We start from the raw sequence: 26,636 nt of genomic DNA on the forward strand, positions 1-26,636 counted from the left end.
TTTTTCAATGAAGGGAAGAAGGTAAACGCTTTCTTCCCTTTTTAATATAAAGTGAAATGAACAAAGCACTAAAATTAAAAAAAACGCTTCTACTGTCGCTGCTCAGTATCTTTTTAACTGGTACCAAAGCATTGTCTCAGGAAGGAGGCAAACAACTCTTTAATGATGGGTGGGAATTTCATAAAGGAGACCTTGACCTTTCAGAAAACGAACAGGATCGTGTTGCATGGCGTGACGTTAGCATTCCTCACGATTGGAGTATTGAAGGCCCTTTTGACGGAAAATGGGCAAGTGGTACCGGTTTTTTACCCGGAGGAATCGCCTGGTACCGTAAATCTTTTGATATAGCTGACTTTAGTGACTCTATAAACTACCAACTCTATTTTGACGGCGTTTACAAAAACAGTGATGTATGGATTAACGGAACCTGGATTGGCAGAAGACCCAATGGCTTCATTCCTTTTTATTATGATTTAACACCGTATTTAAAAGCTAAAAATAACGAGATTTGGGTGCGCGTAGATCATAAAGATTATGCAGACTCCCGCTTTTACACCGGTTCGGGAATATACCGAAATGTGTATTTGATCACTAAAAATGCAATACAATTTGATACCTGGGGCATAGTTTTTCAAACACCACAGGTGAGTAAAGAAAAAGCAGAAATATTGGTTTCTACATCGTTTACAAATTCTTCTGCTAAAAGTGAAAATGCCCATTTAAGATTGCGTCTTCAAGATCCTTCAGGAGCAAGTATATATACCGAAGAGGTTTCTGTCGTTACAAATCCTGAAGCCAGTACTACCCAACAATTAAGCTTTAACATTGCCGACCCCAAACTCTGGTCCCCGGAGCATCCTGAGCTTTATACACTACATTTAGAATTACTTCAGAATACCAATCTTCAGGATAGCTATACGCAAAAAGTAGGTATTCGTACATTTAACTTTGATCCAAATACTGGTTTCACACTAAACGGTAAAAACATGTTGCTAAAAGGCGTTTGTATTCATCACGATGCAGGGGCTTTGGGTGCAGCCGTACCTAAAGGAGTATGGGCAGAGCGGTTACAAACGCTTAAAAATTTGGGCTGTAATGCGATACGCATGAGCCATTATCCGCATCAGGATTATTTGTATGACCTGTGTGATGAGATGGGCTTTCTGGTTCAGGACGAAGCTTTTGACGAGTGGGCGCGTGGCAAAAACAAATGGATTGAAGGCTGGAATGTAGGCACTCCCGGCAATGACGGTGCGCATGTCTCTTTTGCGGAATGGGGAAAACGAGATGTACAGGATATGATTAAACGCAATCGCAATCACCCTTCAATTATCATGTGGAGTATTGGTAATGAGATTGATTATCCAAATGATCCTTATACGCATCCCGTTTTAGATACCGGTCGTAATCCTCAGATTTTTGGTCGCGGCTTTAAACCGGGTAATCCGGCGGCAGAAGGTATGGGAGTCCTCTCAAAAGAACTTGTCGCTGCAGCAAAAGCAATAGACACCACAAGACCTGTTACAGCTGCTTTGGCGGGAGTTCCTATGTCAAATGAGACTTCTTATCCCGGCACATTAGACCTGGTGGGTTACAACTATCAGGAATACCGGTATGAAGAAGATCACAAAAAATATCCTGATCGGATAATTTATGGAAGTGAAAATGGCGATGCCTATGCTGCCTGGAAAGCGGTTACAGACAATCCCTATATCGCATCCCAGTTTATATGGACTGCTTTTGATTTTATAGGTGAAGCCAGGCCCTGGCCTAAGCGTGGTAGTGAGGCGGGAATTCTGGATCTGGCAGGAAAACCAAAACCTGACTTCTTTTTCAGACAAAGTTTATGGAGTGAAAAACCTATGGTATATATAGGTATGACCAATTCTGAAGAAGACGCAAAAAGAAGAAGAAATATAACTACTGAATGGTCAGGAAAAGCTGGCGAAGAAAGATATGTTATTTTTTATAGCAATGCCGAGGAAGTGGAATTAGTTCTTAACGGAAAGTCTTTAGGCAAGAAAAAAGTTATTTATGCTGATGATGCTATGCCCTATTTTAAAGTTCCTTATACAACAGGTAAGCTGGAAGCAAATGCCTATGACAAGGGGGAAAAAGTTGCCAGCGCCAGTTTAGCAACTCCATCTTCTATAAAAAAACTGCAGCTTTCTGAAGCGGAAATTCCTTCAGTCATTAAAGATGCTTCGGTTTTAATTCTTGATTTTGAGCTGGTAGACAAAAATGGAAATCTAGTGCAAACGGAAGATCAGGAGGTCAATTTTCAGCTTGACAATTCGTTGATTCTTCTGGGCGTTGAAAATGCAGATCAGGGCAGTCACACCCCGTTCAAGTCCACACTGCATAAAACGTATAACGGTAAGTTGAGAGCTTATTTTAAAAAAACCGGAGAAAGTGGAAATCTTTTAATTGAGCCGATAAATAAAGATTTAAAATCAACAACTTTTAAAGTTGAATAATTTCAGCTATGCTATAATTTAAATCTGAAAGAGCCTACAAATACTGTAGGCTTTTTTCTTATTTTAAAAACTTGCAATTTGATCCAGACCAATTTCGTTTACAGGTGCTTCCATAATTTTTTTTACGATCTCATGCAATTCCGGAATCACTGAGCTGGCCAAGGGGGTAAGACTATTAAACAATACCGTGATACCTAAATCTTCATCAGGGAATAATGCAATTTCATTTCTAAAATCACTTACACTTCCTCCGTGGTGTATCATAGTACTTTGATCTCCAGTCTCTGCATCAACAAATTCGTGTACGCGCCATCCGTACGCGTATGAAGATCTCAAATGCCCTTTCCAACGTTGATAATATTTATGCGCATCAGGAATTTCAACCTGAGGCTTAAACACTCTTGCTATACTTTCTGAATCTAAAACACGCTCGTTATGGCCTAATAAAAAACGCATCCATTTCCCCATATCATCTGCACTTGCATTTATTCCTCCTGCTGCAACTGCATTAAAATACTTTTTATTAACCGGCAGGCGATTCCATCCCGTACGGGTACTTTTATGCGGGAAAGCATAGTTGTTAGTTTTGATCAAGGCTTCATAATCTGTAGAAGCCGTACTCATTTTCAAGGGTGTAAAAATCTTATTCTGAAGCAATTGCTGAATGGTTTGCCCGGTTGCCGTGTGCATCATTTCCCCGCTTAATGCAAACATGGCATTTTGATAACTGTACATGTTACCCGGCTTTGCTATCGTATTAATTATATTAAATCTTGAAGCAATTTCCGGAAGCTTTATACCGTCTTCAACAAGATTAGTATAACAATGATAAGGCACACCCGTTGTATGAGAAAGCACATTTGATAAAGTCAGCTTTTCTGCATTCAGTTTACTTTTTAATTGGAACTGCGGCACCAGGTCTACCAATTTATTATCCCAATTCAAAGCGCCATCTTTAACTTCTATTCCTGCTAGAATGCCGGTAAAACCCTTAGACAAAGATCCTAATCTAAAAACAGTTCCTGAATCAACCCTGTCATTTTTAAAAACATTACGCTTACCAAAGCCTTCTTTCAGAAGAATAGAATCTCCCTGAACGATACTTACGCCTGCTCCAATGATCAACCCCTTATTAATTGCATTTTCAAAATACGCAGCGATCTCTTTTGCCAGAGCAGCCTTTCTGCTTCTATAAATATAGCTTGCTTCTTTTTGAGCCTGAATTTTTATCGGATTAACAAATTCAATTGCATGAGTCTTTTTTGATTGGGTCTCTTGAGAATCTGGAGATGATAGTGCAAAAAAAGAAATGAGTACTAGAAAAGTACCTAAAACAAGAGGCTTACGAATAATCATTGAATATTGGGGTTTGATCTAAATTGGCTAAAAACTTCTATTTGTAAGCCAATATTAACGTTTAAAGATAAAAATTATTTTAACAAAGTTTTTAGTTTTAGCCTTAAAATATGAATTTGATAGTACTAATCAATACACAATTGACCGAATTACAAGCTAGAAAAATGAATCGAAACTAAAAATTCTCTATTGTATATGTGTTGTCAGCTGAGTAAAGTTCTTTTCATTTTAATGAGTGTGGTGACTAGTTTGGTAATAATCTATCAAAACTGATTAGCTTTTAATTAACCGGAACGTGTTCAGCAATTTATATTTACAAATAGCCTGATAGGAATTATTTGGCACCGCCAAAGGGTCTAATAGCCCGAGGTAGTTTACTTTTTCAGGTGTTTTTGCTAATCCTTATGTTTTTAAAATATCCGATTCTTATGAAAACCTCTATAATAAGGTCTCTATCAATTATAATCATCTCCGCTTTATTTTGCAAATCACCAACTTATGCGCAAAGCGGAGACCAGATCCTAGACGGTATAGGAGAAACCGGTTTGATCGCTCGCTATATTTTTGACGGAACCACAAAAGACTGGTCACGCAACAACTTACACGCTACACTTCAAAACAATTCTGAAACTTATGCCGCTGACGAAAAGTTCAAAAATGTTTTAAGCTTATCTAACGGCTCGTATTTATCCCTTCCGGAAGCAACATTAAATGGTATTGAATCCTTAAGTATAACCACGTGGATTTATTTAAACTCTACTGAAAACAATCCCTATTTATTTGATTTTGGTTCTCGTGAAGATTCGCATTTTTTCGCCACACCTAAGGCAAAGCAAACAGATGGCTTTGAAGCTGCTTTAACTAAAAACGGCACAACTGTTTCAGAAACCACAATCGCTTCTCTAGAATCAAAAAAGTGGGTGCATCTTGCTGTAGTAATAGATTTTCCTTCACAAAGCTTCAACACGTATTTGGATGGTGAGTTAGCTGCTACAAAAAAAGCTTCAGATTTAGATTTAAGCACCATTTTCAACGCTGATTCTAATAAACTTTTAATCGGTAACTCACTATCTGCTAAAGGGACCTCCTTAGATGCACTTCTGCATGACTTTAGGATTTATCGCATTCCGCTAAGTAAAACTCAAGTTGCCCGCATTTATCAGAATTCCTCTAAAACCGGAGAAACTGTGGTCAATGAACGTGCTGAGCCCGAAGACAACCTTCCTGTTTTTGAAGATACCATCCCCCAACTTTACAATCGCTATTTAACAGCTGTTTCTGATGTTATTGTTGAAACGGTTGTTGGTCAGCTTCCACGCTTACCCAGATTTGTAGAAGGCAGCTATAAGCTTCCGGTTGGAGCTCCTCAAGTACGTGTGCTCTGGCCGGCTCCTGAAGATAACAGCAGTGTTTTAAAACCCGGCACCTATACCATTACCGGGCGAGTTTCAGGAACTGATTTTAAACCTACAGCTACGGTAATTGTAAAAGATACCGATGCACATGACACACCCAATCGCACTCTGGAACCCTTTCAGCTGAATGAAGTTTCTCTTGATGCAAATGCTCTGGGAAAGGATTCAAAATTTATTGAGAACCGCGATAAGTTTATCAATACACTTGCTGAAACCAATCCGGATTCTTTTCTGTATATGTTCAGAAATGCTTTTGGGCAAGAGCAACCTGACGGTGCAGAACCGCTTGGTGTCTGGGACACTCAGGAAACGAAATTGAGAGGTCACGCAACCGGACATTATTTAACTGCAATTGCACAGGCTTACTCGAGCACTACTTATGATAAAAAGCTACACCAGAAGTTTGAGAATACTATGAATTATATGGTAAACACCTTATACGATCTTTCTCAGCTTTCCGGCAAAGCCAAAAGTACAGGTGCGGATTTTGTTTCAGACCCTTCTGCTGTGCCTATGGGACCGGGCAAATCTTCTTATGATTCTGATTTGAGCGAAACCGGTATCAGAACCGATTACTGGAACTGGGGCTCAGGCTACATCAGCGCATACCCACCAGATCAATTTATAATGCTTGAAAACGGAGCGAAATATGGTGGACAAGAAGACAGAGTTTGGGCGCCGTATTACACGTTGCATAAAATTTTAGCCGGATTGATCGACGTCTATGAAGTAAGCGGAAATGAAAAAGCACTTGAAGTTGCAGAAGGAATGGCTGAGTGGGTTCACACACGATTAAGCAAGCTGCCTACGGAAACCTTAATCACGATGTGGAATACCTATATCGCCGGTGAATTTGGCGGCATTAATGAATCACTAGCGCATCTGTATCGCATTACCGGCAAACCGGAATATTTAAAGACTGCTCAATTATTTGACAACATTAAAGTTTTCTACGGGGATGCTGAGCATGCTCACGGACTCGCAAAAAATGTAGACACCTATCGCGGTTTGCACGCCAATCAACATATCCCGCAAATTGTGGGAGCTCTTGAGCTGTACCGTAATTCTGAATCTCCGGAATATTATCACATTGCCGATAACTTCTGGTACAAGACCAAAAACGATTATATGTACAGCATCGGCGGTGTAGCGGGAGCGAGAAATCCAGCGAATGCTGAATGCTTTGTGGCACAACCGGCTACGCTTTATGAAAACGGTTTATCTGCCGGTGGACAAAATGAAACCTGCGGAACCTATAATATGCTTAAGCTAACCCGCGGACTTTTCTTTTACAAGCAGCAACCGGAATTGATGGATTATTATGAACGGGCCTTATACAATCAGATTCTGGCTTCAGTGGCAGAAGACAGTCCGGCGAACACCTATCACATCCCCTTAAGACCGGGATCCAAAAAGCAGTTTAGCAATGCTGATATGAGTGGCTTTACCTGCTGTAACGGCACTGCATTAGAAAGCAGCACCAAACTTCAAAATTCAATCTACTTTAAAAGTGTCGATAATAAAGCACTGTTTGTAAATCTCTTTGTGCCTTCAACCTTAAACTGGACGGAAAAAGATATTATAATCAAGCAGGAAACGGCATTTCCACACAAAGATCATAGTACATTCACTATTGAAGGAAAAGGGAAATTCAGTCTCAACATTAGAATACCCGGTTGGGCTAAAAACGGAGTCGAACTTAAAATTAACGGAAAGATTCAGAATACCTCTATTGAGCCCGACACCTATTTAAACGTAGAGCGCAAGTGGAAAAATGGCGATACTGTCGAACTCAAAATGCCTTTTAGTTTTCATCTGGATCCGATTATGGATCAGGAAAACATTGCCAGTTTATTCTACGGTCCGGTATTATTAGCAGCTCAGGAATCTGAACCGCGTACAGATTTTAGAAAGATTACGCTAGACGCTTCTGATCTCGGAAAAACCATCAGCGGAAATCCTGAAAAGTTAGAATTCAAAATTGATGGAGTTGTATACAAGCCTTTTTACGAGACGTATGACCGGCACTCTGTTTATCTGGACGTAACGTTAAATTAACCCGTCTAAACCAGGAAGAAGCATCTTGATTGCTTGCGCTAAGCAACCAACACAAATAGAAAAACCGCTAATCTAAGTTTAGCGGTTTTTTTGTTGATCTCTCTTAGTTTCTAAAGATAGATCAATATTTTTTAATCGTATTAGTCTTATGAACTTCCCTCTCTCCTCGTTTAGTATACACCCTATCATCATATACTAATTTTATTCAATTTTAAATGGAACGTTATTTTTATTTTTTTCTAAATAATTAAATACAAACTCTTGCAAATTCTTATCTGTTTCCATTGAAGAAAAGACATAATTTTTGATTATTTCTAAGTCATTTTCTGTTGCTGAAATAAACTTTAAATACTGGTAAAGACTACTCATGAACTTCGGAACATCCTTACTGTCATCTATGACTCTATTATAAATAGTATCAAACAAAACAGCCTCCAATATTGTATAATCTTTTTTTGACTTTTTATCTATTCCATTTATTCCACGACAAACTCTAATTTGATAATCTTCGGTATTAGGGGAAATTTGAATTAAAAAAAATCTTGATGCAATATCCATTACTTCTTTTATGGTAAATCTTATGTTAGTGGAATCAAGTAACGCCAATCTCTTAAAATTAATATAAAACTTATCTTTTTTTTAAATTTTCATAAAAAAGCAATTTTACTTTTGATGTATCAGGGTAATAATACTTTAGTGTATCTCTACCTGTAGTATTTCCTAGAATATATGAAAATCTGCTTCGATGATTGTTAATGAAATTCCCTAAACTATCGTTCGGATCTAAGATTATTGGATCTATATAAGTGTTAATTTTATTATTAAGCTCATAACTCTCAGTTTCAAATGAAAAGTATTTCTCAGGCTTTAAATTAATTTCATTTTTTTTTTAATGATTGACAATGAATAAAACTGAAAAAGATGATTAGCATTATTTTTTTCATTATTTGTAGGTGTAAATTTGGTTCTTCTTATACTCTTTGAATTTAAGTATTTTTATATTTCCAGGCAGTTCGGTTTGATAGGAATCTTACATTAAGGAAGGTAAACACCATAGGACTAAAACAAGCCAACAAGTGCATGCAGCTCTCCGCCATTGCCTACAACCTCAAAAAATACCTCAAGTTCACGCAAAAACGAGTGGAAAGTGGAGCAGGAATGCTCGGCTTGTATTTTAGACTCAAAACAGGCCTAAAAAAGGCATTTAAATCAATGCTAATACTCTTTAACTTCCAGTTTTTACCCACGGTCTAATACTAGAAAACCGCTCATCCCGATAGCTATCGGGACGGTTTAAATAAGGGAGATTTTATAAGAATTAGAGGCTTGTGCAACGGCTACCAGTGTTAGCAACTGGCTTTATTGTTTCTATTCTCGGTTATCATTTTTAAGCAATTGCTTCATATGTGCAATAGCATACTCCAAAACATCTTCTTTCTCATTAACATATACATCTGGTGAAATACCATATGGATCAATAGGGTTTTCTTTTATATCGGGCGCGCGGTAGGAGGTAGGGAAGAATGCTGTGAAACAGCCCAGGTCTAAAGGAAAGCCATTAAAACCATCTACAACGCCAGCCGTATTTTGCCCGTAGACTACTACTTTGTCACTTTGATTCACACGATATACAAAGGTTTCACCAGAGCTATATACTTCTTCGTCGGTTAATACGATAACCTTTTTAGGGCCTTTGTAAATAGTATCTGCTGTAAAGGTCCAGGTTCCCGTTCCCTTAAAATAAGCGGTACCTTTATTTTTTATAAACATCTCATATTCCTCTTTTTCTTGTTCTGCATATTCTTCAACAGTTAAATCATTAGAGGCTGCAAATGCATTGATTAGATATTCAGTGTTATCCTCACTCAGCCAAAAACCATTGGACGGTAAGGTGATAGGACCCGTCAAAAGGTAAGGAAGAACAGGAAAATACGTGGCATCGTTTCCACCAGTATTTCCGCGTATATCAACCACCATAAAATCAGATTCTACAATCCTATCGTGGTTTGCTTTCATGATGCTATCTACATGACTTGGTTCTACCGAATAAAAATGGGGTAATCTTAGATACGGTATCTCATCGATGTAACTCAGATGAAATTCATCGTATTTGCGTTCTATCTCACTGGGCTGTTTCTTGTTTTCAACCTCAGGCCACAGTTTCCCCCATTCGCCTATCTCTTTGATATTGAGCACGCCGATACTCATTTGATCTCCGGAAGTTTTCTGAACGCTGTGATCACCCATCATATAGTTTATTTCATATGAGGTGCCAAAATTTGAATACAGTTCAAATTTAACCTGGCCTTTCTTCCAATTGGGATTACTACTTTCTAGCACTACGCCCACAAAATCGCGTTTTGTTTCACCGGTGTTTAGATTTGGTGTGATCGCCACCGTATAGCTGCCTCTTTTCCAAATTCCTAAGAGTGGATTCTGATCGTATGCATTTTTTTTATAATCTTCTTTGAATTGATTTTCATTTATCTCTAGTTGTTCGATGGAAGTTTCCGGGGTTGGGGTATCAGAAGCTATAATAAACGTATGTCCATCTCTAAAGAATTCAAGATATTGCTCGAGTACCGTTTGACACGTAGCTAAATCAGTTGTTTGAATTGCTTTGTCCCTAATAATTTCTTTATGGGCGTTATATAAGGCTCTGTTGTCGTCTGTAACCTTGTAGATAAATAGCGAATAATTTTTCTCATATGCGTCTGTAGCCTTGTCAAACGCTTCAATACACTGGCAATCCTGCGCTTGTAGAGAATAAATTCCGCCTAAAGCAAAGAAGGCAGTGAGTACCGATTTTAAAATTGTTTTCATTCTTGTAGTTGATTTTCTATATAATTGCTTGCATTTATCTCGTTGCCAACTTGTTACAGCAGCACTAAATATATAAATATCCCCGCAGAATTTTCGGGATATCATCACTTTTTGACGATGATATCCGTTGAGTCCTGATAGGACTTGATGCTGTAATGATAAGATACTGTACAATCAAAACTGACTCCCCTCGCAGATTACCTAGCCGCTACCCTATTTCAAATTTATTTACTTCCATTTTTAGTATTGCTTTCCTCAATAGCTTCTGGCAGTTAACGTGCAGGCAAAGTCGGAGTGCTACCACACTCCTACAACACTGCAACCACATTGTAACCACATTGTAACCACACTTTTTGTGGTTGAATACGGTAGCAAAGTGGTTATAAGTTAGTAGCGCCCAGACTAATCTCAGAACGATACGCTCAGTAGACCGGGAGTAAAATAGAAGTATGCGAAAAATCGCTTTAGGTATTGGGATAGCACACTTATTATTAAGGCTTTATCGCAGTATTCCGGAGGGCAAACCGCTATGCTTAGATACCTACCTATTTCATAACAAACTCATAAATTCAGCTTTTGAAAACAGGTTTTCATACACGCTGATGCTTTATCCTGGGCTTCGTCTGGGGTATGCACGGGAGTTGTGTCGTATTTACTCTGTATTTTGGGGATAAGTGGCATTGTTTAACCAGAACAGCTGGCACATCACTCCGAAATAACCATGCCATTTAAAACAGCTTATCATATTGAGTATTTTAGAAAGTGTGTTTCTTGAAAAGGTAGCATTGCATCCGTAACTAGTTGATGAGCCTCAGCCTTGTACCTCCCATAGCGTTAGCATACCGTTACCCTGCCTTTGCTATGCAGTATCCCCGGGTGAAACGCGGGTGAACCTCGGGTGAACTACGGGTGAACCTTGGGTGAATGGAGCTCTGGGAATGTTTAAAATGGAATAATGGCAGCACGGAGTACTCGCTGCAGGTAGTATGGCAAGCTAGTCTTTAGAGAGCTAATTTATAGAAAAAAAAGCCTTTCCGTATCCTAGGCTGTGCGGTTAAGATAAATACGTCTTAGCTTAGCTCTGCTAATATAAGGCATTTTTAAGGCCTTGTCAAGAGGTATAGCCTATACGGATCATTAGACTTTGCTGAGCAGCGTTTACTCAACCCCTGCATGCTTTGCTGAGACTTAGGGTTCTCCCTTATAAAGGGGAGCAGGCTGTACCGACGCATAGCACACTACCGGAACAAACGCCGGGGAACACGTGCGATACTTTAGCGACATCTTCCAACTTGGCATACTCTAGGGTTTCGCTTTGTTCGATATGGGATACACGCTGCAGGCTGATGCCCAATTTGTATACCAGAATACCCCCACGAGGCATTCGTTAGAAACAAAACCCAGATTTTGGACTTGATCCCAATTTTTCAATTTCGAGGCAAAAATCCTTTGGCATTGTCAATAAAAAAAGGCTTCACATTTCTGTGAAGCCTTTGTGGGCAATGAGGGATTCGAACCCCCGACCCCCTCGGTGTAAACGAGGTGCTCTGAACCAACTGAGCTAATTGCCCTTCTCGTTAGCGGATGCAAATATAAACCAATATTTAAGACTGCAAAACACTTTCTTGAAAAAGATTAAATTATTTCTGCGACTACAAAAGTACTACCTCCTATAAATATCAGATCCTCAGTATTTGCGGCTGCTTTTGCAGCCTCAAAAGCTTCTGAAATTTTTTTAAATTTTTTTCCTTTGAGATTAAAAGCAGCTGCTTTTTGCTGCAATTCATCAGAATTTAGCCCTCGAGGAACATCCGGTTTGCTGAAGTAATAAATAGCATGTTTAGGAAATAACGGAAGAACACTATTTAAATCTTTATCAGAAACTACTCCTAAGACTATATGAAGCTCTTTATAGTGTTCTTCTGCAAGCTGACTCATCACATAAGTAAGTCCTTCTTTATTGTGCCCGGTATCGCAAACTATTTTAGGATTACGCTCCTGAATAACTTGCCACCGCCCCAGAAGTCCGGTATTTGTAATTACGTTTTTGATTCCGTTGATCAGCGATTCTTTTGAAATACTAACTGCTGTACGTTCATTTAAAACTGCAACCGCTCTCTGAACCGTTTTTTTATTTTTAAACTGATAGCTTCCTTTTAACTCACTTTCTAATTCAGGATAGTCAAAATCTGAAGCATAACTTATTTTAGCTTCTACCGCTTTTGCTTTAGCATCAAAAACAGAAGTAGTTTGATGCTGACGTTCCCCTATTACAATGGGAATATTTGCCTTTATGATTCCTGCTTTTTCTTCAGCAATTGCTTCAAGCGAGTCTCCTAAAATCGCTGTATGATCGAGACCGATATTGGTGATAACCGAAAGAATTGGCGTAATAATATTTGTAGAGTCTAATCTTCCACCAAGACCAACTTCGATCACAGCAATATCAACTTTTTGCTCTTTAAAGTATTGAAAAGCCATACCTACGGTCAGCTCAAAAAAAGAAAGCTGATTTTGCTCTATAAAAGCCTTCTGCTGCTCGATAAATTGAATAACGAAGGATTCGTCTGCGAGACGCCCATCTATGCGTATACGCTCTCTAAAGTCTTTTAGGTGCGGAGAAGTGTGCAATCCTGTTTTATAACCTTGCTCCTGCAAAACCGAAGCCAGCATATGACTGGTAGAGCCTTTGCCATTTGTACCACCTACGTGAATGGCTTTATAAGTCGTTTGAGGATTCCCCAAGCGATCACAAAGTAAAATGATATTGTCTAGATTTTTTTTGAATGCCGAAGCGCCCTGTCGCTGAAACATAGGCAAACGTTCAAACATCCAATGCAGCGTTTGCTGATAGGTCATTATTCTGAAAGACTAAACTTGTACACTATTTTACCTATCTGACGCGAAGGTGCATCCGTATCCGGGTTAAATTTTGTTGCCAGCGCAGCTGCCTTTGCCGGGTCAAGTAAACACCGGCTGTTATTTGTAGTACCACGTACTCCAGGCGTCGCTTTGATTACATTCCCATTACGATCTACTTCGATGCTTACTACCACAATACCGGCTTCATTGCAATCTTGCACACGCTTAGGCTTGCTGAGTGCTTTACGGCCGCCTAACTGATAATTACCATCACCATCAAGACCTTTACCATTACCGTAATAACTTGATGCGTTAGGATCACCATCAGGATCACCTTTATCCCCGGCTTGATTATCATTCCCTTCCCCACCGGTTGCAGTTCCGTTGCTTTTAGGTCCGTTTAAAATGCTTGATAACGCATCTGTGGTAGACTTGTCTGGCTTAGGATCTGGTTTCTTAGCTTCTACAGGTTTTGTAGTCGCTTTTTTAGGCTGCTCAGTTACGGGTTTTTTAACTTCCTTTTTAGGTTCATTTTTAATAACAGGTGCTTCTTCTACTTCTTGCGTCACCACTTCTTCTTTCACTTCGGAAGTTTTCTCTACCTGAGGTTCTGGAGTTGTGTTACGGGGAGCAGATTGCACAGCTGCTTGTGGCTGAATGTTACCTGAACCTATATCTGAAGTACCAAAATTAATAGCAATACCACTCTCTGGAGGTGGATCAAGATAGTTTAATCCGGCAAAAAATAAGATCACCAGCAACAAGGCATACAGAATGCTTGTTACCGTGAACGATTTTCGTTTATGTTTAGTGTCTAAAAAGCTCAAGACCGAATTATTGTTAAATGTATATATTCTCGTATTTCAAAAACCAAACCACTTTAAATACTGCGCTAAGGATTGAAGCGGCATCCCCCAATTGCCATTGGGGATATAGCTGAAAGCCTGACGGCGATAACCGGAGCGCCCCAATACTAATTAGGCCTTACAGCCAATACGATTTTGTATTTATTACGGTTAGCGATATCCATCACGGTAACAGCTTCTTCGATAGGCACACCTTCTTCTGCCCGTAAAATAATGGTAGGATCTTCAACACCTCTTAGTTCGCTGGTAATAAACGCCTCCAGATTATTTGAGGTCACCCGTTCTTTATTCACATAGATATCGAGGTCTTTAGTAATACTCACCGAAAGGTTTTGTTGATTACTGGTTTTCCCTTTTGCTTTGGGCAGAATAAGATCTAGCGCATCTGGAGTGATAGCCGGCGAAGTCAGCAAAAAGAAAACCAGTAACAGAAACACGATGTCTGTCATGGAACTCATACTGAATTCTGGACTTACTTTATTTCTTCCGCGTAAGTTCATCTTAAGCCGGTTCGTTTAATAAATCTAGAAAGTCTACCGCAGTCGCTTCCATCTGGTGCACCACTTTATCGGTACGCACCACGAGGTGGTTATAACCTATATAGGCTACAATACCTACTATAAGACCCGCTACTGTCGTGGTCATCGCTGTATAAATACCTTCGGCAAGATTACCCATCTCAGCCTGACCACTACTGGTCGCCAACTGATGAAAGGCCAAAACCATACCTATAACCGTACCCAGGAAACCAATCATAGGACCAGCACCAGCAATAGTTGCCAATACACTTACATTTTTTTCAAGACGATAAACTTCTAATCGACCGGAGTTCTCAATCGCCGTGTTGATGTCTTCTAACGGACTACCAATACGACTGATTCCTTTTGCTGTAAGTCTTGAAACCGGACTATTTTGTTGCGCACAGAGCATTTTTGCTCCTTCTAAGTTTCCGTTAGCAACGTGATCCTTGATTTGGTTCATAAAATTACTATCCATATTAGAAGCTGCTTTAATCGCAAAAAGGCGTTCAAAGTATATGTAAATCGCCACAAAAAGAAGTACAAAAAGTATTACAATTATGATTTGCCCGGGCAAACCGCCACTCATCAAAAGATCAAAAAGTGAAAGTGTCTTCTCTACCGGTTCTTCTTCGGCAGCAAGAGAAGGAAGTGTTTCTGAACCTTCCTGCAACAAGAGTGTAAGCATAGTCTGTTTAAATTAGTTATGTGATAAACGTGCAAAGTTGTTTTAAATTATATACAACCTTGCACGTTTTAGTTTTTTATAATACAAAATATACTCCCAGTAACCCTACACCTCCTAAAACCAGGGTATATGGTAAAGCCATTTTCACCATTTTACCGTAAGAAAGATTGATTAAAGGAGCTAGCGAAGAAGTTAGTAAGAATAAAAATGCAGCCTGCCCATTAGGTGTTGCAACACTTGGAAGGTTAGTACCTGTATTAATTGCTACCGCCAGGTGATTGAATTGCTCCCGGGTAATATCACCCGCATCAAATGCTACCTGAACTTCGTTAATATATACTGTAGCCACAAAAACATTATCACTAATCATAGATAGAATACCGTTTGCTAAATAGAACATAGAAGGTTGTGTATCTACCGGAAGCGTCAATACATAATCAATGATAGGTGTAAATAAATGCTGGTCATGAATCATTGCCACAATCACAAAGAAAACAACTAATAATGCTGTAAACGGAAGTGCTTCTTCAAAAGCTTTACCTAAACTGTGCTCATCTGTAATACCCATAAATGCAGTTTGAACTACAATTAAGAATAAACCGATAAACCCTACCGGCGCTAAGTGCAATGCTAAACTTAAAATTAAAAGAATTGCTGAAATACCTTGAATCCAAAGACCGAAAGTTTCTTTCTTTGTCCTTTTCTCATCAACCTCTTTAGTATAGTTTTCGATAATGGTACGAGCCACTTCTGGTAATTTATCTCCAAAACCAAAAAGCTTGGTTTTTTCAAGAATGAAGGTGGTCAAAAGACCGCATACTAAAACAGGCATTGTTATGTAAGCCATACGCTGGAAAAATTCAATAAAATCCCAACCCATTTTCTCGCCAATCAATAAGTTTTGAGGCTCACCTACCAAGGTACAAACACCACCGAGAGCAGTACCTACAACCCCATGCATAATCAAACTACGTAAAAAACCTCTAAACTGCTCTAGTGTTTCACCACTTAAAGCCTTGCGATCGGGCACTTTATCAGCATCATAATCTGCATCTTCCATCGAGTGTATTTTATGATATACGCCGTAGAAACCTACAGAAACACTTATCAGTACAGCAGTTACGGTTAATGCATCAAGAAAAGCTGATAGGATCGCTGCTAGAAAAACAAACAGCATAGAAAGCGCAACCTTAGATTTGATTTTGGTAAATACTTTAGAGAAGATATACATCAGCATAGGCTTCATAAAATAAATACCAGCCACCATAAACACCAAAAGCAATACTACTTCAAGGTTTTGATCTACTTCTTCATAAGCAGCTTCAGGACTTGTAAGTCCTAAAATAAGCGCTTCTAAGGCCAGAATACCTCCAGATTGCAACGGATAACATTTTAAAGCCATAGCTAAAGTGAAAATAAATTCACCAATAAAGATCCAGGCTGTAATCATAGGACCTAAAAGATAATATGCGAACACATTAAAAAATAAGAAAGCTATCATCGCTAACTTGAACCAGCGAGGGCTACTACCCAAAAAATATTTTAACATTTGTATTTGTTTGTTGGTTAATTTTTCATTCTAAAGTTACACCAGCTGTTGCAATGCTATTTCAAAAGCTGTTTTACTGATGTTATTTTTACTGCTATTATGATTGTATGTATTCTGAATAGCATTTTTGATGGTTTGAGAAGTATCGTTAAAAATAGCTTCATCAGTCATCTGTACCCGTCGCTCCATAAAATAAGCAAAAACGCGAGCCATACCGCAATTTGATATAAAATCTGGAATTACCGAAACACGTTCGTCAGTATGTTCCATAATAGGACCGAAGAAAATTTCCTTATCAGCAAAAGGAACATTTGCCCCACACGAAATCACTTCGAGCCCGGCTGTTATCATGGTATCTATTTGTGCCTGAGTCACCAATCTTGAAGCCGCACATGGTGCAAAAATCTCCGTTTTGATTTCCCAGATCTTTTTATTCACTTCTTCAAACGGAATTAGATTAGACGCTACTAAGGTATTTCCCTTTTTAGTCAAGAACAAATCTTTTATTTCTTCAAAAGAAAAACCTTCTTCGTTGATCAATCCTCCGGCTGCATCAATAATTCCTACAATTTTAGCACCTTGTTGCGCTAAGTAATACGCAGCTGCCGCACCTACATTACCAAAACCCTGAATAACAGCTCGTTTTCCAGTTATACTTCCTCCATAAATATCATAAAAATGACGTGCAGCTTCTGCAACACCATAACCGGTGATCATATCTGCAACCGTATATTTTCTGGAAACATCTGGAGAATACGCTGTGTTTTCTAAAACTTTGATCACACCTTGACGCAACTGTCCAATGCGGTTTATCTTATCTGCCTCAGTAGGTCTGAAGTGGCCGTTAAACACCCCTTCTTGTGGATGCCAAACACCGCTTTCTTCTGTAATGGGAATAACTTCGTGAATCTCATCTACATTGAGATCTCCTCCCGTTCCATAATAACTTTTAAGCAAAGGAGACACTGCGGCATACCAGCGTTCTAAAACGCCTTTTTTACGGGGATCAGCAGGATCAAAGTTGATTCCGCTTTTTGCTCCACCAATTGCAGGGCCCGAAACTGTAAACTTTACTTCCATGGTTTTCGCCAGCGAAAGTACCTCATTACGATCTAGTCCTTTTCGCATACGAGTACCACCTCCGGCAGCACCACCTCTCAACGAATTGATTACCGTCCAGCCTTCTGCTTCGGTCTCGGGATCATTCCAGTGAAATACAATTTCAGGTTCTTTAGTTTCGTAACGGTTTAATAAATCTTTCATGAATTTATTTAGAGGGTTGACAAATATAACGACTTAGGCGGTTTTCCCTATCGTTTTCGTATTAATTTAAGGTGAACATACTATACCTGCGCAATGATTTTTTGAAGCGCCTGTAACAGAATTCAATACATTTATAGAGTTGCGTAAACGCAAAACACCCATAAAAGCAAAAATTAAAGCTTCTTTAAATTCGATGGTTTTTGCATCGGGTATTTCAAGCTTAATTTGAGACAAGTGCTGCGTGCGTTTTATTAAATAGTTATTGTAAGCTCCGCCACCAGTTACTAAAACGCGATTTTCACGCTTCCCATTTGCAAGCAAATTTATATTAGCAGCCAACTGTACAGCCATATGCTCAGTAAAAGTCGCAATCTTATTTTCAGTAGTAGCTTTAGATTGATTGAGTATAGGAAAAATTTCACGTTTTACCCACTCTAGCCCCAAGGATTTTGGAAAAGACTCTTTGTAAAATCCCAAATTATTAAGCTCATTGAGCAATGAGCCATCAACAGCTCCAGAAGCTGCTATAGCTCCATCTTTATCAAAATCAAAACCCAATTGACGCGTCAAGTGATTCAACACAATATTAGTTGGGCAAATATCATAAGCGATGCGTTTGTCATTTTGCTCAAAAGAAATATTAGCAAAACCACCTATATTCAAACAGGCTTTAAAATCTTCAAACAGCAACCTATCTCCTATAGGAACCAGTGGGGCTCCTTGCCCGCCAAGAGCAACATCTTCAATCCTAAAATCAAAAACAACTAAAATTTTACAACTCTTTGCCAGTTCAGATCTGTTCCCTATCTGGTAGGTTACCCCCTGATCTGGACGATGCAATATGGTATGACCGTGAGATGCAATCGCATCAATTTTTAATGGGTTTCGGTCTCGAAAAGTAGTGATCGTCTTAGCGAGATATGCTGTATACTCAATATCCAGTGATTTTAACTCTTCCGGAGATAAATCTACCGCATCTTGCAAACGAACTACCCAGGCTTCAGGGTAAGGAATAGTCTCACAAACCAGCAACTCGTAACTCCATCCTGCTTCTCTTTTAAAACGCACATAAGCAAGGTCTAGTCCATCTAGAGAAGTGCCGCTCATCACGCCTAAAACAGTATAAGAAGTACTATGCATATATGTTTAAATTATGATAATCCTTAAATTTTTGCGTGAAAACTATTAAATATTTAAATTTCAGCATATTTATTATTACTTTTTGAATTTTCAATAAAATAATTGATTTATTTTGCAAAGTATTATGCAAGCATAGTAAAATAGTATCTTTAAGATGCTGTTCCAATATCCAAACCTGACCACTGGGTGAAAGGTATTAAGAAAACGATATATTTTTAATCTAAAACTGAAATTAGATATGGATTTTAGCCTGAGTGAAGAACACATTATGATACGTGATGCAGCTCGTGAATTTGCACAAACCGAATTGCTTCCGGGAGTTATAGAACGTGATGAAAAACAACATTTCCCAAAAGAATTGATTCAAAAAATGGGAGATATGGGCTTTCTGGGAATGATGGCTCCTACAGAATTTGGCGGAGGCGGAATGGACAGCATCTCTTATGTGCTGGTGATGGAAGAACTGAGCAAAGTTGACGCTTCTGCATCTGTTATCGTTTCGGTAAATAACAGTCTTGTGAATTATGGCCTGGCTGCTTATGGAAATCAGGCTCAAAAAGAAAAATACTTATCAAAATTGACTACCGGTGAAAAACTAGGTGCTTTTTGCTTAAGTGAGCCCGAAGCTGGAAGCGACGCTACTTCTCAAAAAACCACCGCAATCGATAAAGGAGACCATTATATTTTAAACGGAACCAAAAACTGGATCACCAATGGTAGCTCTGCAGACTATTACCTCGTGATTGCTCAAACCGATAAAGAAAAGAAACACCATGGCATAAATGCATTTATCGTAGAGAAAGGATGGGAAGGTTTTGAAATAGGGCCTAAAGAACAAAAATTAGGCATACGAGGTAGTGACACGCATTCTTTAATCTTTAATGACGTAAAAGTACCTAAAGAAAATCGCATCGGCGAAGATGGATTCGGGTTTAAGTTTGCTATGAAAACACTTAGTGGCGGGCGCATAGGTATTGCGGCACAAGCACTAGGTATTGCCGCAGGTGCTTTTGAACTAGCTAAAGATTACTCTAAAGTGCGTAAAGCTTTTGGCACCGAGATTTGTAACCATCAGGCAATCGCATTCAAACTAGCAGATATGGATGTCGAAATTGAAGCAGCACGTCATCTGGTTATGAAAGCCGCCTGGGATAAAGACCAAGGACATAATTATGATATCTCGAGTTCTAGAGCCAAACTCTACGCATCAAAAGTAGCTATGGATGTTACTGTTGAAGCGGTACAAGTTCATGGTGGTAACGGTTTTGTAAAAGAATACCACGTAGAGCGTTTGATGCGTGATGCTAAGATCACACAGATCTATGAAGGAACTTCAGAGATTCAAAAAATTGTTATCTCGAGAGGATTGCTAGACAACTAAAAGTCTCATTTTTAAATAAATAAAGTGCCAATTTCAAGAAGAAACTGGTGCTTTCTTTATTATAAATCATCTCTTATAACGAATAACTTAGAAGAAAATGAAAATCAGGAAATAGGAAAAAATCATCTGCGTTTTGATCTTTTAAATCATAAGCAACTCCTACTCCTGCTGCCAGTTCAAAACTAAAGCCATTCCAGATTTCTCTGCGCATACCTGCATTACCAGCAAGTGCGAGTGACGAAATAATATCTTCTTTATGATCATTCCCTATTGTAAACCAATCGGGTTGATAGGTGGTTTTCAAACTCACATAATCTGCAGAATTATTGGAGGTATTTCTACCTTTTTCAGCTCTGCGTTTCATGCTGTGATACCAGCGTGGTTCGATCTCAATTTCCGGGATAAGCATATACAAATAATTGTAATCTGTCACATAGCCTTGTGTGTAACCACCGGTAAGACCTACCTGACTCCTAAGCACAACCTCATCAGAAAGTTTTGCTTCATTAGTTAACCAAAGACCAAATAACGTTCCTTGTAAACTCCATAGAGAGTGCTCTACTGATGCTGTAGCCGGAATTTCTTCTTGTGCAAAACTTTGAAATTGCGCACAGACAATTGTAAATACGAGTAGTAATTTTTTCATAATAATGAATTGGGGTTTTAAGAATTCAAAATTAATATTTCAAAAAGGAACGTCAATATTTTTTTCGAAAAATACAAGTATAAAAAAAGCCCTTCGATGAAAGGCTTTTAAAAATTCTTTCTAAAAAACTATCGCGCAAAATACACGTAAATACCTATAACAATAAGACATATAACCGCCCCTACTTGTTTTACATATTTAAAAGGTTCTATAGAAACCTGCTTGGTATATTCTAATACAAATGGCTCTTTTCTAGGATAAAATTTACCAATAATTAACATGATAGCAATGTTTAAGACAAACAAGATCGCCATAATATGCAAATAGTGAGGATAAGCCTCTGCCTCAACCATTCTTAATGCCTCAACATCTGTTATCCCACTCGCCTTAGCTGTATCTAATGCATCATTAATAAACTTAGGCTTCAATAAAAATTGACTTACTATATACATTAACGAACCTAAAATGATACCAATTTTTGCTGCTATAGCCGGTACACGTTTAGTTAAATACCCAACAACAATAATTGTAAAAATTGGAATACTGTAAATACCGTTGATCTCTTGCAAGTAACTGAATAAACTCCCTGCATTTGCAATTAAGGGAGCAATAAACATTGCTGCAAGTGCCAGACATACTCCAAAGATTTTACCGTATTTAACTACAGTACGCTCTGAAGCATCTTTATTGATGTGTTCTTTATAAATATCTATACCAAATAAGGTCACCGAACTATTAAGAACGCTATTAAAAGAACTCAGGATCGCACCAAACAATACTGCTGCAAAGAAGCCCATTAAAGGTTTTGGCAAAACAGCTCTTACTAATTCGGGGTAAGCCAAATCACTACTGGCTAAACCACCTTCAAAATAATAGAACGCAATCATACCGGGCAATACTAAAATCACCGGACCTAATATCTTTAGAAATGCAGCTAACAAAAGTCCTTTTTGACCTTCTGCAAGACTCTTTGCTCCTAGACCGCGCTGAATGATTTGCTGGTTTGTTCCCCAGTAAAATAATTGCACAAGCATCATTCCTGTAAAAATTGTAGAGAAGGGTACTTCTTGACCTGGCTCTCCAGTAGAATCAAAACGTTCGGGATTTGCATCAACAAGTACTTTTAATCCATCTAAAACACCACCATCTCCAATAGCCATTAAACCAAAAACAGGAATTAACACCCCTCCAATGATCAGCCCTATTGCATTGATACTGTCTGACACAGCTACAGCTTTAAGTCCTCCAAAAACCGCGTAAATAGAGCCTATTATTCCTATTCCCCAAATACAGATTACTAGCGCAGTAGTATCAGAAACGCCTAGTAATTCAGGTACGTCAAACATACCACTAATCGCAACAGATCCTGAATATAAAATCACAGGTAATAACACCACGACATACCCTGTGAGAAACAATCCGGAAGTTATTGTTTTTGTAGCCTTATCAAATCGTTTAGACAAAAACTGCGGCACCGTTGTAAGCCCACCCTTTAAATAACGTGGTAATAGAAAAACAGCTGTTACTACTATAGAAAGTGCAGCTAAGGTTTCCCATGCCATCACGGATAAACCATCTTTATAGGCACTTCCGTTGAGCCCTACTATTTGCTCTGTAGACAGATTGGTAAGAAGCATTGAACCCGCTATTACACCAAAGGTTAAACTTCGTCCTCCTAAAAAATAACCATCAGAGGTTGATTCATCAGATTTTCTAACCGACCACCAGGATATGAGAGCCACGAGAATTGTAAATGCTAAAAAGGATATTAATGCCATAATCTAAAATAGTATAAAAACAACCTCAACGCAACCGTTGTAGTAAGTAATTCTGAGGTTATAAATTTTTCAGGCGCTAAAGTAATGTAATTATCGTGTTTTGCTCACTGAATTTTATGTAAAAACTAGTACTAGTACTAAAAAAAACCTGTGATTTTAGCAAAAAATAGATTTTACACCCGTGTTTTTACAAATGTTTCAAAAACATTGTTGAAAATGTGTTTCACAAAGAATAGCACTGGCCGCAAAACAACTTACGCTTTTAATGCAAACTTTCTACTACCTAAAAAATTAAAGAAATATTTATTATCTTATAAACGTAAAAATTACATTTAATATTATATATGTATCTTTACAAAAATTCCTATGAGGCAACTCGTAGACTTTAAAGCTCGGTAATCGAGTATAGTATAGTTAACTTAAACCAAACGGTATTTTGGCAAATCAAATCACACTCGCTCAATCTCCTGAGCAACTTGCTCAACTGGGCCATTTTAATGCTGAAGTCATTATAAATTCTCCCGGAAGAGTAAACCTCATCGGGGAACATACAGATTACAACAACGGCTTTGTTATGCCTACGGCAATAGACAAAACCATCCAGTTTCATTTAAAGAAAAACGGTAAAGCATCACATTGTAGCGTCAGCAGTTTAAACTACGGTAGTTTTTTTGAGTTTGATTTAGCTGTTGAAGATCGTAATGAAGCAGAATGGACCAAATACATTGTAGGTGTTACTGAAGAAATAAAAAAACTAGGCCACAAACTTGAAGGTTTTGACTGTATGATGCTGAGCAATCTACCTATGGGAGCAGGGATCAGTTCATCTGCAGCACTAGAATGTGGTTTAGCTAGAGGCTTGAGTGAATTATTTGACCTCAACTTGAGCAATCTGGAGATCGTTAAGCTTTCTCAAATGGCAGAGCATAATTATGTAGGCACTAAATGTGGAATAATGGATCAATTCGCATCGGTTATGAGCGAAGAAAACCATGTGATTAAATTAGATTGTAAAAGCTTGGAATATGACTTACTCCCTTTTGCCATTGAGCCTTATAAACTTTTATTACTGAATACTAATGTTTCTCACAGTCTATCTACCAGCGAGTATAATGTGCGTAGACAAGAGTGTGAAACCGGTGTGTCTTTATTGCAAAAATGGTATCCGGAAGTTCAGTCTTTACGAGATGTAAATCTAAAACAGCTTGAAGCTCATAAAGCAGATTTTGATCCTGTAGTTTACAACAGATGCTCTTATGTAATTGAAGAAAATGAGCGTGTAAATAAAGCCGCAAAAGCCTTAAAAGCTGAAGACCTGGAAACCTTTGGTAAATTGATGTACGCCTCTCACGAGGGACTTCAGCATAAATATGAAGTGAGTTGCAAAGAATTAGATTTCTTAACCAAATTTTCTAAAGATCACGAGGGCATTTTAGGATGCAGAATGATGGGCGGTGGTTTTGGGGGCTGTACGATTAATTTAATTCATCAGGATGCTGCAGAAGATTATATAGAAGCTGCAAAAAAAGCTTACTTTAAAGAATTTAACCGCAACCTTACCGCTTTTACAGCAATGCCAGCAAATGGTGGGGAACGCTTACACTAATAAAAATAAAAATCCATGGTAGATTTTAATGATAATTCGCACAGACGTTATAACATATTAACCGGAGAATGGGTTTTAGTTTCTCCACATAGAACCAAGCGCCCGTGGCAGGGTAAAGAAGAAGACGTGGTTGTAGAAGAGCGCCCGTCTTATGACCCTAGCTGTTATTTATGTCCGGGAAATGAGCGTGCCGGCGGGCACACAAACGAAAACTACAAAGAGCCCTGGTCTTTTGTAAATGATTTTGCTGCTCTCAAAAACGATGTTCCTCAAGCAAAATTTAAATCCGGACTATTAAAAGCCGAGTCTGAAAGTGGAATTTGTAAAGTAGTTTGTTTTTCTCCAGACCATTCGCTTACGCTTCCGGTTATGGAAGTTTCTGATATTGAAAAAGTAATCGCTTTGTGGCAACATGAGTTTAGAGAACTGGGCAAAAAAACCGACATCAATCACGTTCAAATCTTTGAAAATAAAGGAGCGACGATGGGTTGTAGCAATCCGCACCCACATGGACAAATCTGGGCACAACGCACCATTCCGCAGGAAGTTTCAAAAAAGAACAAACAACTGCGTGAGTATTGGAACAATAATAAATCAAGCTTACTTGGTGATTATATCAATGAAGAATTAGAATTGAAAGAACGCATCATTGTTGAAACTGAGTTTTTTGTTGCGCTAGTCCCCTATTGGGCAGTATGGCCGTATGAAGTAATGATCGCACCTAAAAAGCAACACCGTACTATTTTAACGCTTTCAGCCGAAGAACGTCTGGACTACGCTAAGATCATTAAAGCAGTAACCATAAAATACGATAACCTGTTTAAGATCTCTTTCCCATATAGCTCAGGAATTCATCAGGCTCCCACAGATGGTCAGGACTGGGATTCTTGGCATTTTCATATGTCATTTTACCCGCCATTGCTGCGCTCAGCAACGGTAAAGAAATTTATGGTGGGCTATGAAATGTTTGCAACTCCACAAAGAGATATTACTGCTGAGATGGCTGCGAAAACTTTACGTAATTTAGCAGACGAACATTACACGAAAAAATAAAATGGCTACTAAAACCACTCTTAAGGGTATTGCCGAACACTTAAACCTCTCTATATCTACAGTTTCTAAAGCACTCGCAGATAGCCAGGAGATAAGTGACTCGACAAAATTATTGGTAAAAACTGCAGCTAGACAACTCAAGTACCGGCCTAATGCAATGGCACGCGGTTTAAAGAGTAGCCGCACCAATACTCTTGGAGTTGTTATACCTAATATCATGCATAATTTCTTTGCTAAGGTTATTGTGGGTATGGAAGAAGAAGCAACAAAAAACGGCTACAGTCTGGTGACGTGTATTTCTAATGAGTCTTTAGAAAAGGAAAAGCAAAGCCTCCATATGCTGAGTGATGTTTCGGTTGATGCGATTATTATAAGCCTTACTTCTGAAACTCAGGAAACCAATGAAATAGAGCATCTTAAAGATATTCTACACTATGACATTCCATTAGTCATGTTTGATCGTGCAAATAGCGATTTGGCTTGTGATAGTGTGGTCATCAATGATTACAAAGGAGCTTATGATGCTACAGCTTATTTGTTAAAAACAGGATGTAGAAACATTGCATTTCTTTCTACGCTTAACAACACTTCCGTAGGCAACAAACGCTTATCTGGATATCAAGCCGCATTGAGCGATTACGACAATACGCTAGTTCCAAAAGTAGTATACACTAAGCTGACAAGCCTAGAAAATGATCTGGGTACTTTTATCGATAATAATAATATCGACGGACTCATAACTACAGACGAGTCTAGTGCTATTTATTCGATGAACACACTTCGAATTAAAGGAAAACAAGTTCCTGAAGATGTAAGTGTCATTGGTTTTACAGATGGAAATCTAGCGCGTAATTATTTCCCGTCAGTAACTACTGTTAAACAACAAGCTGAAATTATGGGTAAAAAAGCAGTGCAAATTGCATTGAAAAACCTCAACAACAAAGAACAGCACGAACCTGTACAAGAAGTTATTGAGACTGAATTAGTAATTAGAAACAGTACCAAAACAATTTAGATTCAATACTATTCTTCTAAAAAAATAAGAAGAGGCCGTCTAAAAACATTTAGGCGGTCTTTTTGTTTTTTTGCTGTAGCTATTTTTTTTGGTTTTGCGGATCGGGTAGGATTGTTAATCGTTAATAATTAAAAGCTTTTGG

The 26,636-nt window shown here is 38.5% G+C and carries 19 protein-coding genes and 1 tRNA gene; 7 read left to right on the forward strand and 13 right to left on the reverse strand.

All coding sequences use genetic code 11. The features are described 5' to 3' along the window. Window positions 1–56 precede the first annotated feature (56 nt). On the forward strand, window positions 57–2,477 hold the full coding sequence (locus tag DSM02_RS06615) for a glycoside hydrolase family 2 TIM barrel-domain containing protein (protein ID WP_128764871.1): 2,421 nt from the start codon (window positions 57–59) through the stop codon (window positions 2,475–2,477). 63 nt (window positions 2,478–2,540) lie between these two features. On the opposite strand, the gene DSM02_RS06620 is transcribed toward DSM02_RS06615, so the two are convergent. Beyond that, window positions 2,541–3,833, reverse strand: coding sequence for a serine hydrolase domain-containing protein (locus DSM02_RS06620; protein ID WP_128764872.1), 1,293 nt, complete (start codon window positions 3,831–3,833; stop codon window positions 2,541–2,543). A gap of 428 nt (window positions 3,834–4,261) precedes the next feature. Between DSM02_RS06620 and DSM02_RS06625 the strand changes: the two genes are divergently transcribed. Further along, complete coding sequence (locus DSM02_RS06625) at window positions 4,262–7,306, forward strand: beta-L-arabinofuranosidase domain-containing protein (protein WP_128764873.1); 3,045 nt, start codon at window positions 4,262–4,264, stop codon at window positions 7,304–7,306. 201 nt (window positions 7,307–7,507) lie between these two features. Here the strand turns inward: DSM02_RS06625 and DSM02_RS06630 are convergent, their stop codons facing one another. Together DSM02_RS06630 and DSM02_RS06640 are read right to left on the reverse strand one after the other, a co-directional pair. Continuing rightward, entirely contained in the window at window positions 7,508–7,912 is a 405-nt protein-coding gene (locus DSM02_RS06630; RefSeq protein WP_128764874.1) for a hypothetical protein, read from the reverse strand. A 762-nt stretch (window positions 7,913–8,674) separates the two neighbouring features. Further along, on the reverse strand, window positions 8,675–10,129 hold the full coding sequence (locus tag DSM02_RS06640) for a S41 family peptidase (protein ID WP_128764875.1): 1,455 nt from the start codon (window positions 10,127–10,129) through the stop codon (window positions 8,675–8,677). A gap of 449 nt (window positions 10,130–10,578) precedes the next feature. Here DSM02_RS06640 and DSM02_RS06645 point away from each other — a divergent pair, with 449 nt between their 5' ends. Beyond that, entirely contained in the window at window positions 10,579–10,803 is a 225-nt protein-coding gene (locus DSM02_RS06645) for a hypothetical protein (protein WP_128764876.1), read from the forward strand. Window positions 10,804–11,625: 822 nt separating this feature from the next. Here DSM02_RS06645 and DSM02_RS06655 read toward each other — a convergent pair. From DSM02_RS06655 to DSM02_RS06690, 8 genes are all read right to left on the reverse strand, one after another. Next, window positions 11,626–11,700: transfer RNA gene (locus DSM02_RS06655), tRNA-Val, on the reverse strand. Between the two features lie 64 nt (window positions 11,701–11,764). Further along, window positions 11,765–12,988, reverse strand: coding sequence for a bifunctional folylpolyglutamate synthase/dihydrofolate synthase (locus tag DSM02_RS06660; RefSeq protein WP_128764877.1), 1,224 nt, complete (start codon window positions 12,986–12,988; stop codon window positions 11,765–11,767). Further along, window positions 12,988–13,818 (reverse strand): energy transducer TonB, encoded by an 831-nt coding sequence (locus DSM02_RS06665; protein ID WP_128764878.1) that lies wholly within the window; start codon window positions 13,816–13,818, stop codon window positions 12,988–12,990. The genes DSM02_RS06660 and DSM02_RS06665 overlap by 1 nt, the downstream gene beginning before the upstream one ends. A gap of 146 nt (window positions 13,819–13,964) precedes the next feature. After that, the gene (locus DSM02_RS06670) at window positions 13,965–14,357 is read right to left on the reverse strand and encodes an ExbD/TolR family protein (protein ID WP_128764879.1); all 393 of its coding nucleotides are present in this window, start codon (window positions 14,355–14,357) and stop codon (window positions 13,965–13,967) included. 1 nt (window position 14,358) lies between these two features. After that, window positions 14,359–15,063, reverse strand: coding sequence for a MotA/TolQ/ExbB proton channel family protein (locus DSM02_RS06675; protein WP_128764880.1), 705 nt, complete (start codon window positions 15,061–15,063; stop codon window positions 14,359–14,361). A gap of 76 nt (window positions 15,064–15,139) precedes the next feature. Next, complete coding sequence (nhaB, locus tag DSM02_RS06680) at window positions 15,140–16,612, reverse strand: sodium/proton antiporter NhaB (protein ID WP_128764881.1); 1,473 nt, start codon at window positions 16,610–16,612, stop codon at window positions 15,140–15,142. 36 nt (window positions 16,613–16,648) lie between these two features. Beyond that, on the reverse strand, window positions 16,649–17,875 hold the full coding sequence (locus tag DSM02_RS06685) for a Glu/Leu/Phe/Val dehydrogenase dimerization domain-containing protein (RefSeq protein WP_128761465.1): 1,227 nt from the start codon (window positions 17,873–17,875) through the stop codon (window positions 16,649–16,651). 66 nt (window positions 17,876–17,941) lie between these two features. Then, window positions 17,942–19,015 (reverse strand): anhydro-N-acetylmuramic acid kinase, encoded by a 1,074-nt coding sequence (locus tag DSM02_RS06690; RefSeq protein ID WP_128764882.1) that lies wholly within the window; start codon window positions 19,013–19,015, stop codon window positions 17,942–17,944. A 238-nt stretch (window positions 19,016–19,253) separates the two neighbouring features. Between DSM02_RS06690 and DSM02_RS06695 the strand changes: the two genes are divergently transcribed. Continuing rightward, the gene (locus DSM02_RS06695; RefSeq protein ID WP_128764883.1) at window positions 19,254–20,396 is read left to right on the forward strand and encodes an acyl-CoA dehydrogenase; all 1,143 of its coding nucleotides are present in this window, start codon (window positions 19,254–19,256) and stop codon (window positions 20,394–20,396) included. 73 nt (window positions 20,397–20,469) lie between these two features. Here DSM02_RS06695 and DSM02_RS06700 read toward each other — a convergent pair whose 3' ends face one another. Continuing rightward, window positions 20,470–21,042, reverse strand: coding sequence for a hypothetical protein (locus DSM02_RS06700; RefSeq protein ID WP_128764884.1), 573 nt, complete (start codon window positions 21,040–21,042; stop codon window positions 20,470–20,472). 128 nt (window positions 21,043–21,170) lie between these two features. Then, window positions 21,171–22,820 (reverse strand): solute:sodium symporter family transporter, encoded by a 1,650-nt coding sequence (locus DSM02_RS06705; protein WP_128764885.1) that lies wholly within the window; start codon window positions 22,818–22,820, stop codon window positions 21,171–21,173. A gap of 436 nt (window positions 22,821–23,256) precedes the next feature. Here DSM02_RS06705 and galK point away from each other — a divergent pair, with 436 nt between their 5' ends. Genes galK through DSM02_RS06720 form a run of 3 tightly spaced genes read left to right on the forward strand, consistent with a single transcriptional unit; the run spans window position 23,257 to window position 26,494 of the window. Next, a complete protein-coding gene (gene galK, locus DSM02_RS06710) occupies window positions 23,257–24,426 on the forward strand; it encodes a galactokinase (protein WP_240673994.1) in 1,170 nt (389 codons plus the stop codon). A 15-nt stretch (window positions 24,427–24,441) separates the two neighbouring features. Next, entirely contained in the window at window positions 24,442–25,479 is a 1,038-nt protein-coding gene (locus tag DSM02_RS06715) for a UDP-glucose--hexose-1-phosphate uridylyltransferase (protein WP_128764886.1), read from the forward strand. Between the two features lies 1 nt (window position 25,480). Continuing rightward, window positions 25,481–26,494 (forward strand): LacI family DNA-binding transcriptional regulator, encoded by a 1,014-nt coding sequence (locus DSM02_RS06720; RefSeq protein ID WP_128764887.1) that lies wholly within the window; start codon window positions 25,481–25,483, stop codon window positions 26,492–26,494. The last annotated feature ends 142 nt before the right edge of the window (window positions 26,495–26,636 follow it).

Origin of the sequence: Leeuwenhoekiella polynyae (assembly GCF_004104075.1) — a bacterium.
In the GTDB taxonomy this organism is placed as follows: Bacteria; Bacteroidota; Bacteroidia; order Flavobacteriales; family Flavobacteriaceae; genus Leeuwenhoekiella; species Leeuwenhoekiella polynyae.

Coding starts and splice junctions, on each gene's coding strand:
- DSM02_RS06615 (WP_128764871.1), top strand. CDS start 57: ATGAACAAAGCACTAAAATTAAAAAAAACGCTTCTACTGTCGCTGCTC.
- DSM02_RS06620 (WP_128764872.1), bottom strand. CDS start 3,833: ATGATTATTCGTAAGCCTCTTGTTTTAGGTACTTTTCTAGTACTCATT.
- DSM02_RS06625 (WP_128764873.1), top strand. CDS start 4,262: ATGAAAACCTCTATAATAAGGTCTCTATCAATTATAATCATCTCCGCT.
- DSM02_RS06640 (WP_128764875.1), bottom strand. CDS start 10,129: ATGAAAACAATTTTAAAATCGGTACTCACTGCCTTCTTTGCTTTAGGC.
- DSM02_RS06645 (WP_128764876.1), top strand. CDS start 10,579: ATGCGAAAAATCGCTTTAGGTATTGGGATAGCACACTTATTATTAAGG.
- DSM02_RS06660 (WP_128764877.1), bottom strand. CDS start 12,988: ATGACCTATCAGCAAACGCTGCATTGGATGTTTGAACGTTTGCCTATG.
- DSM02_RS06670 (WP_128764879.1), bottom strand. CDS start 14,357: ATGAACTTACGCGGAAGAAATAAAGTAAGTCCAGAATTCAGTATGAGT.
- DSM02_RS06675 (WP_128764880.1), bottom strand. CDS start 15,063: ATGCTTACACTCTTGTTGCAGGAAGGTTCAGAAACACTTCCTTCTCTT.
- nhaB (WP_128764881.1), bottom strand. CDS start 16,612: ATGTTAAAATATTTTTTGGGTAGTAGCCCTCGCTGGTTCAAGTTAGCG.
- DSM02_RS06685 (WP_128761465.1), bottom strand. CDS start 17,875: ATGAAAGATTTATTAAACCGTTACGAAACTAAAGAACCTGAAATTGTA.
- DSM02_RS06690 (WP_128764882.1), bottom strand. CDS start 19,015: ATGCATAGTACTTCTTATACTGTTTTAGGCGTGATGAGCGGCACTTCT.
- DSM02_RS06695 (WP_128764883.1), top strand. CDS start 19,254: ATGGATTTTAGCCTGAGTGAAGAACACATTATGATACGTGATGCAGCT.
- DSM02_RS06700 (WP_128764884.1), bottom strand. CDS start 21,042: ATGAAAAAATTACTACTCGTATTTACAATTGTCTGTGCGCAATTTCAA.
- DSM02_RS06705 (WP_128764885.1), bottom strand. CDS start 22,820: ATGGCATTAATATCCTTTTTAGCATTTACAATTCTCGTGGCTCTCATA.
- DSM02_RS06715 (WP_128764886.1), top strand. CDS start 24,442: ATGGTAGATTTTAATGATAATTCGCACAGACGTTATAACATATTAACC.
- DSM02_RS06720 (WP_128764887.1), top strand. CDS start 25,481: ATGGCTACTAAAACCACTCTTAAGGGTATTGCCGAACACTTAAACCTC.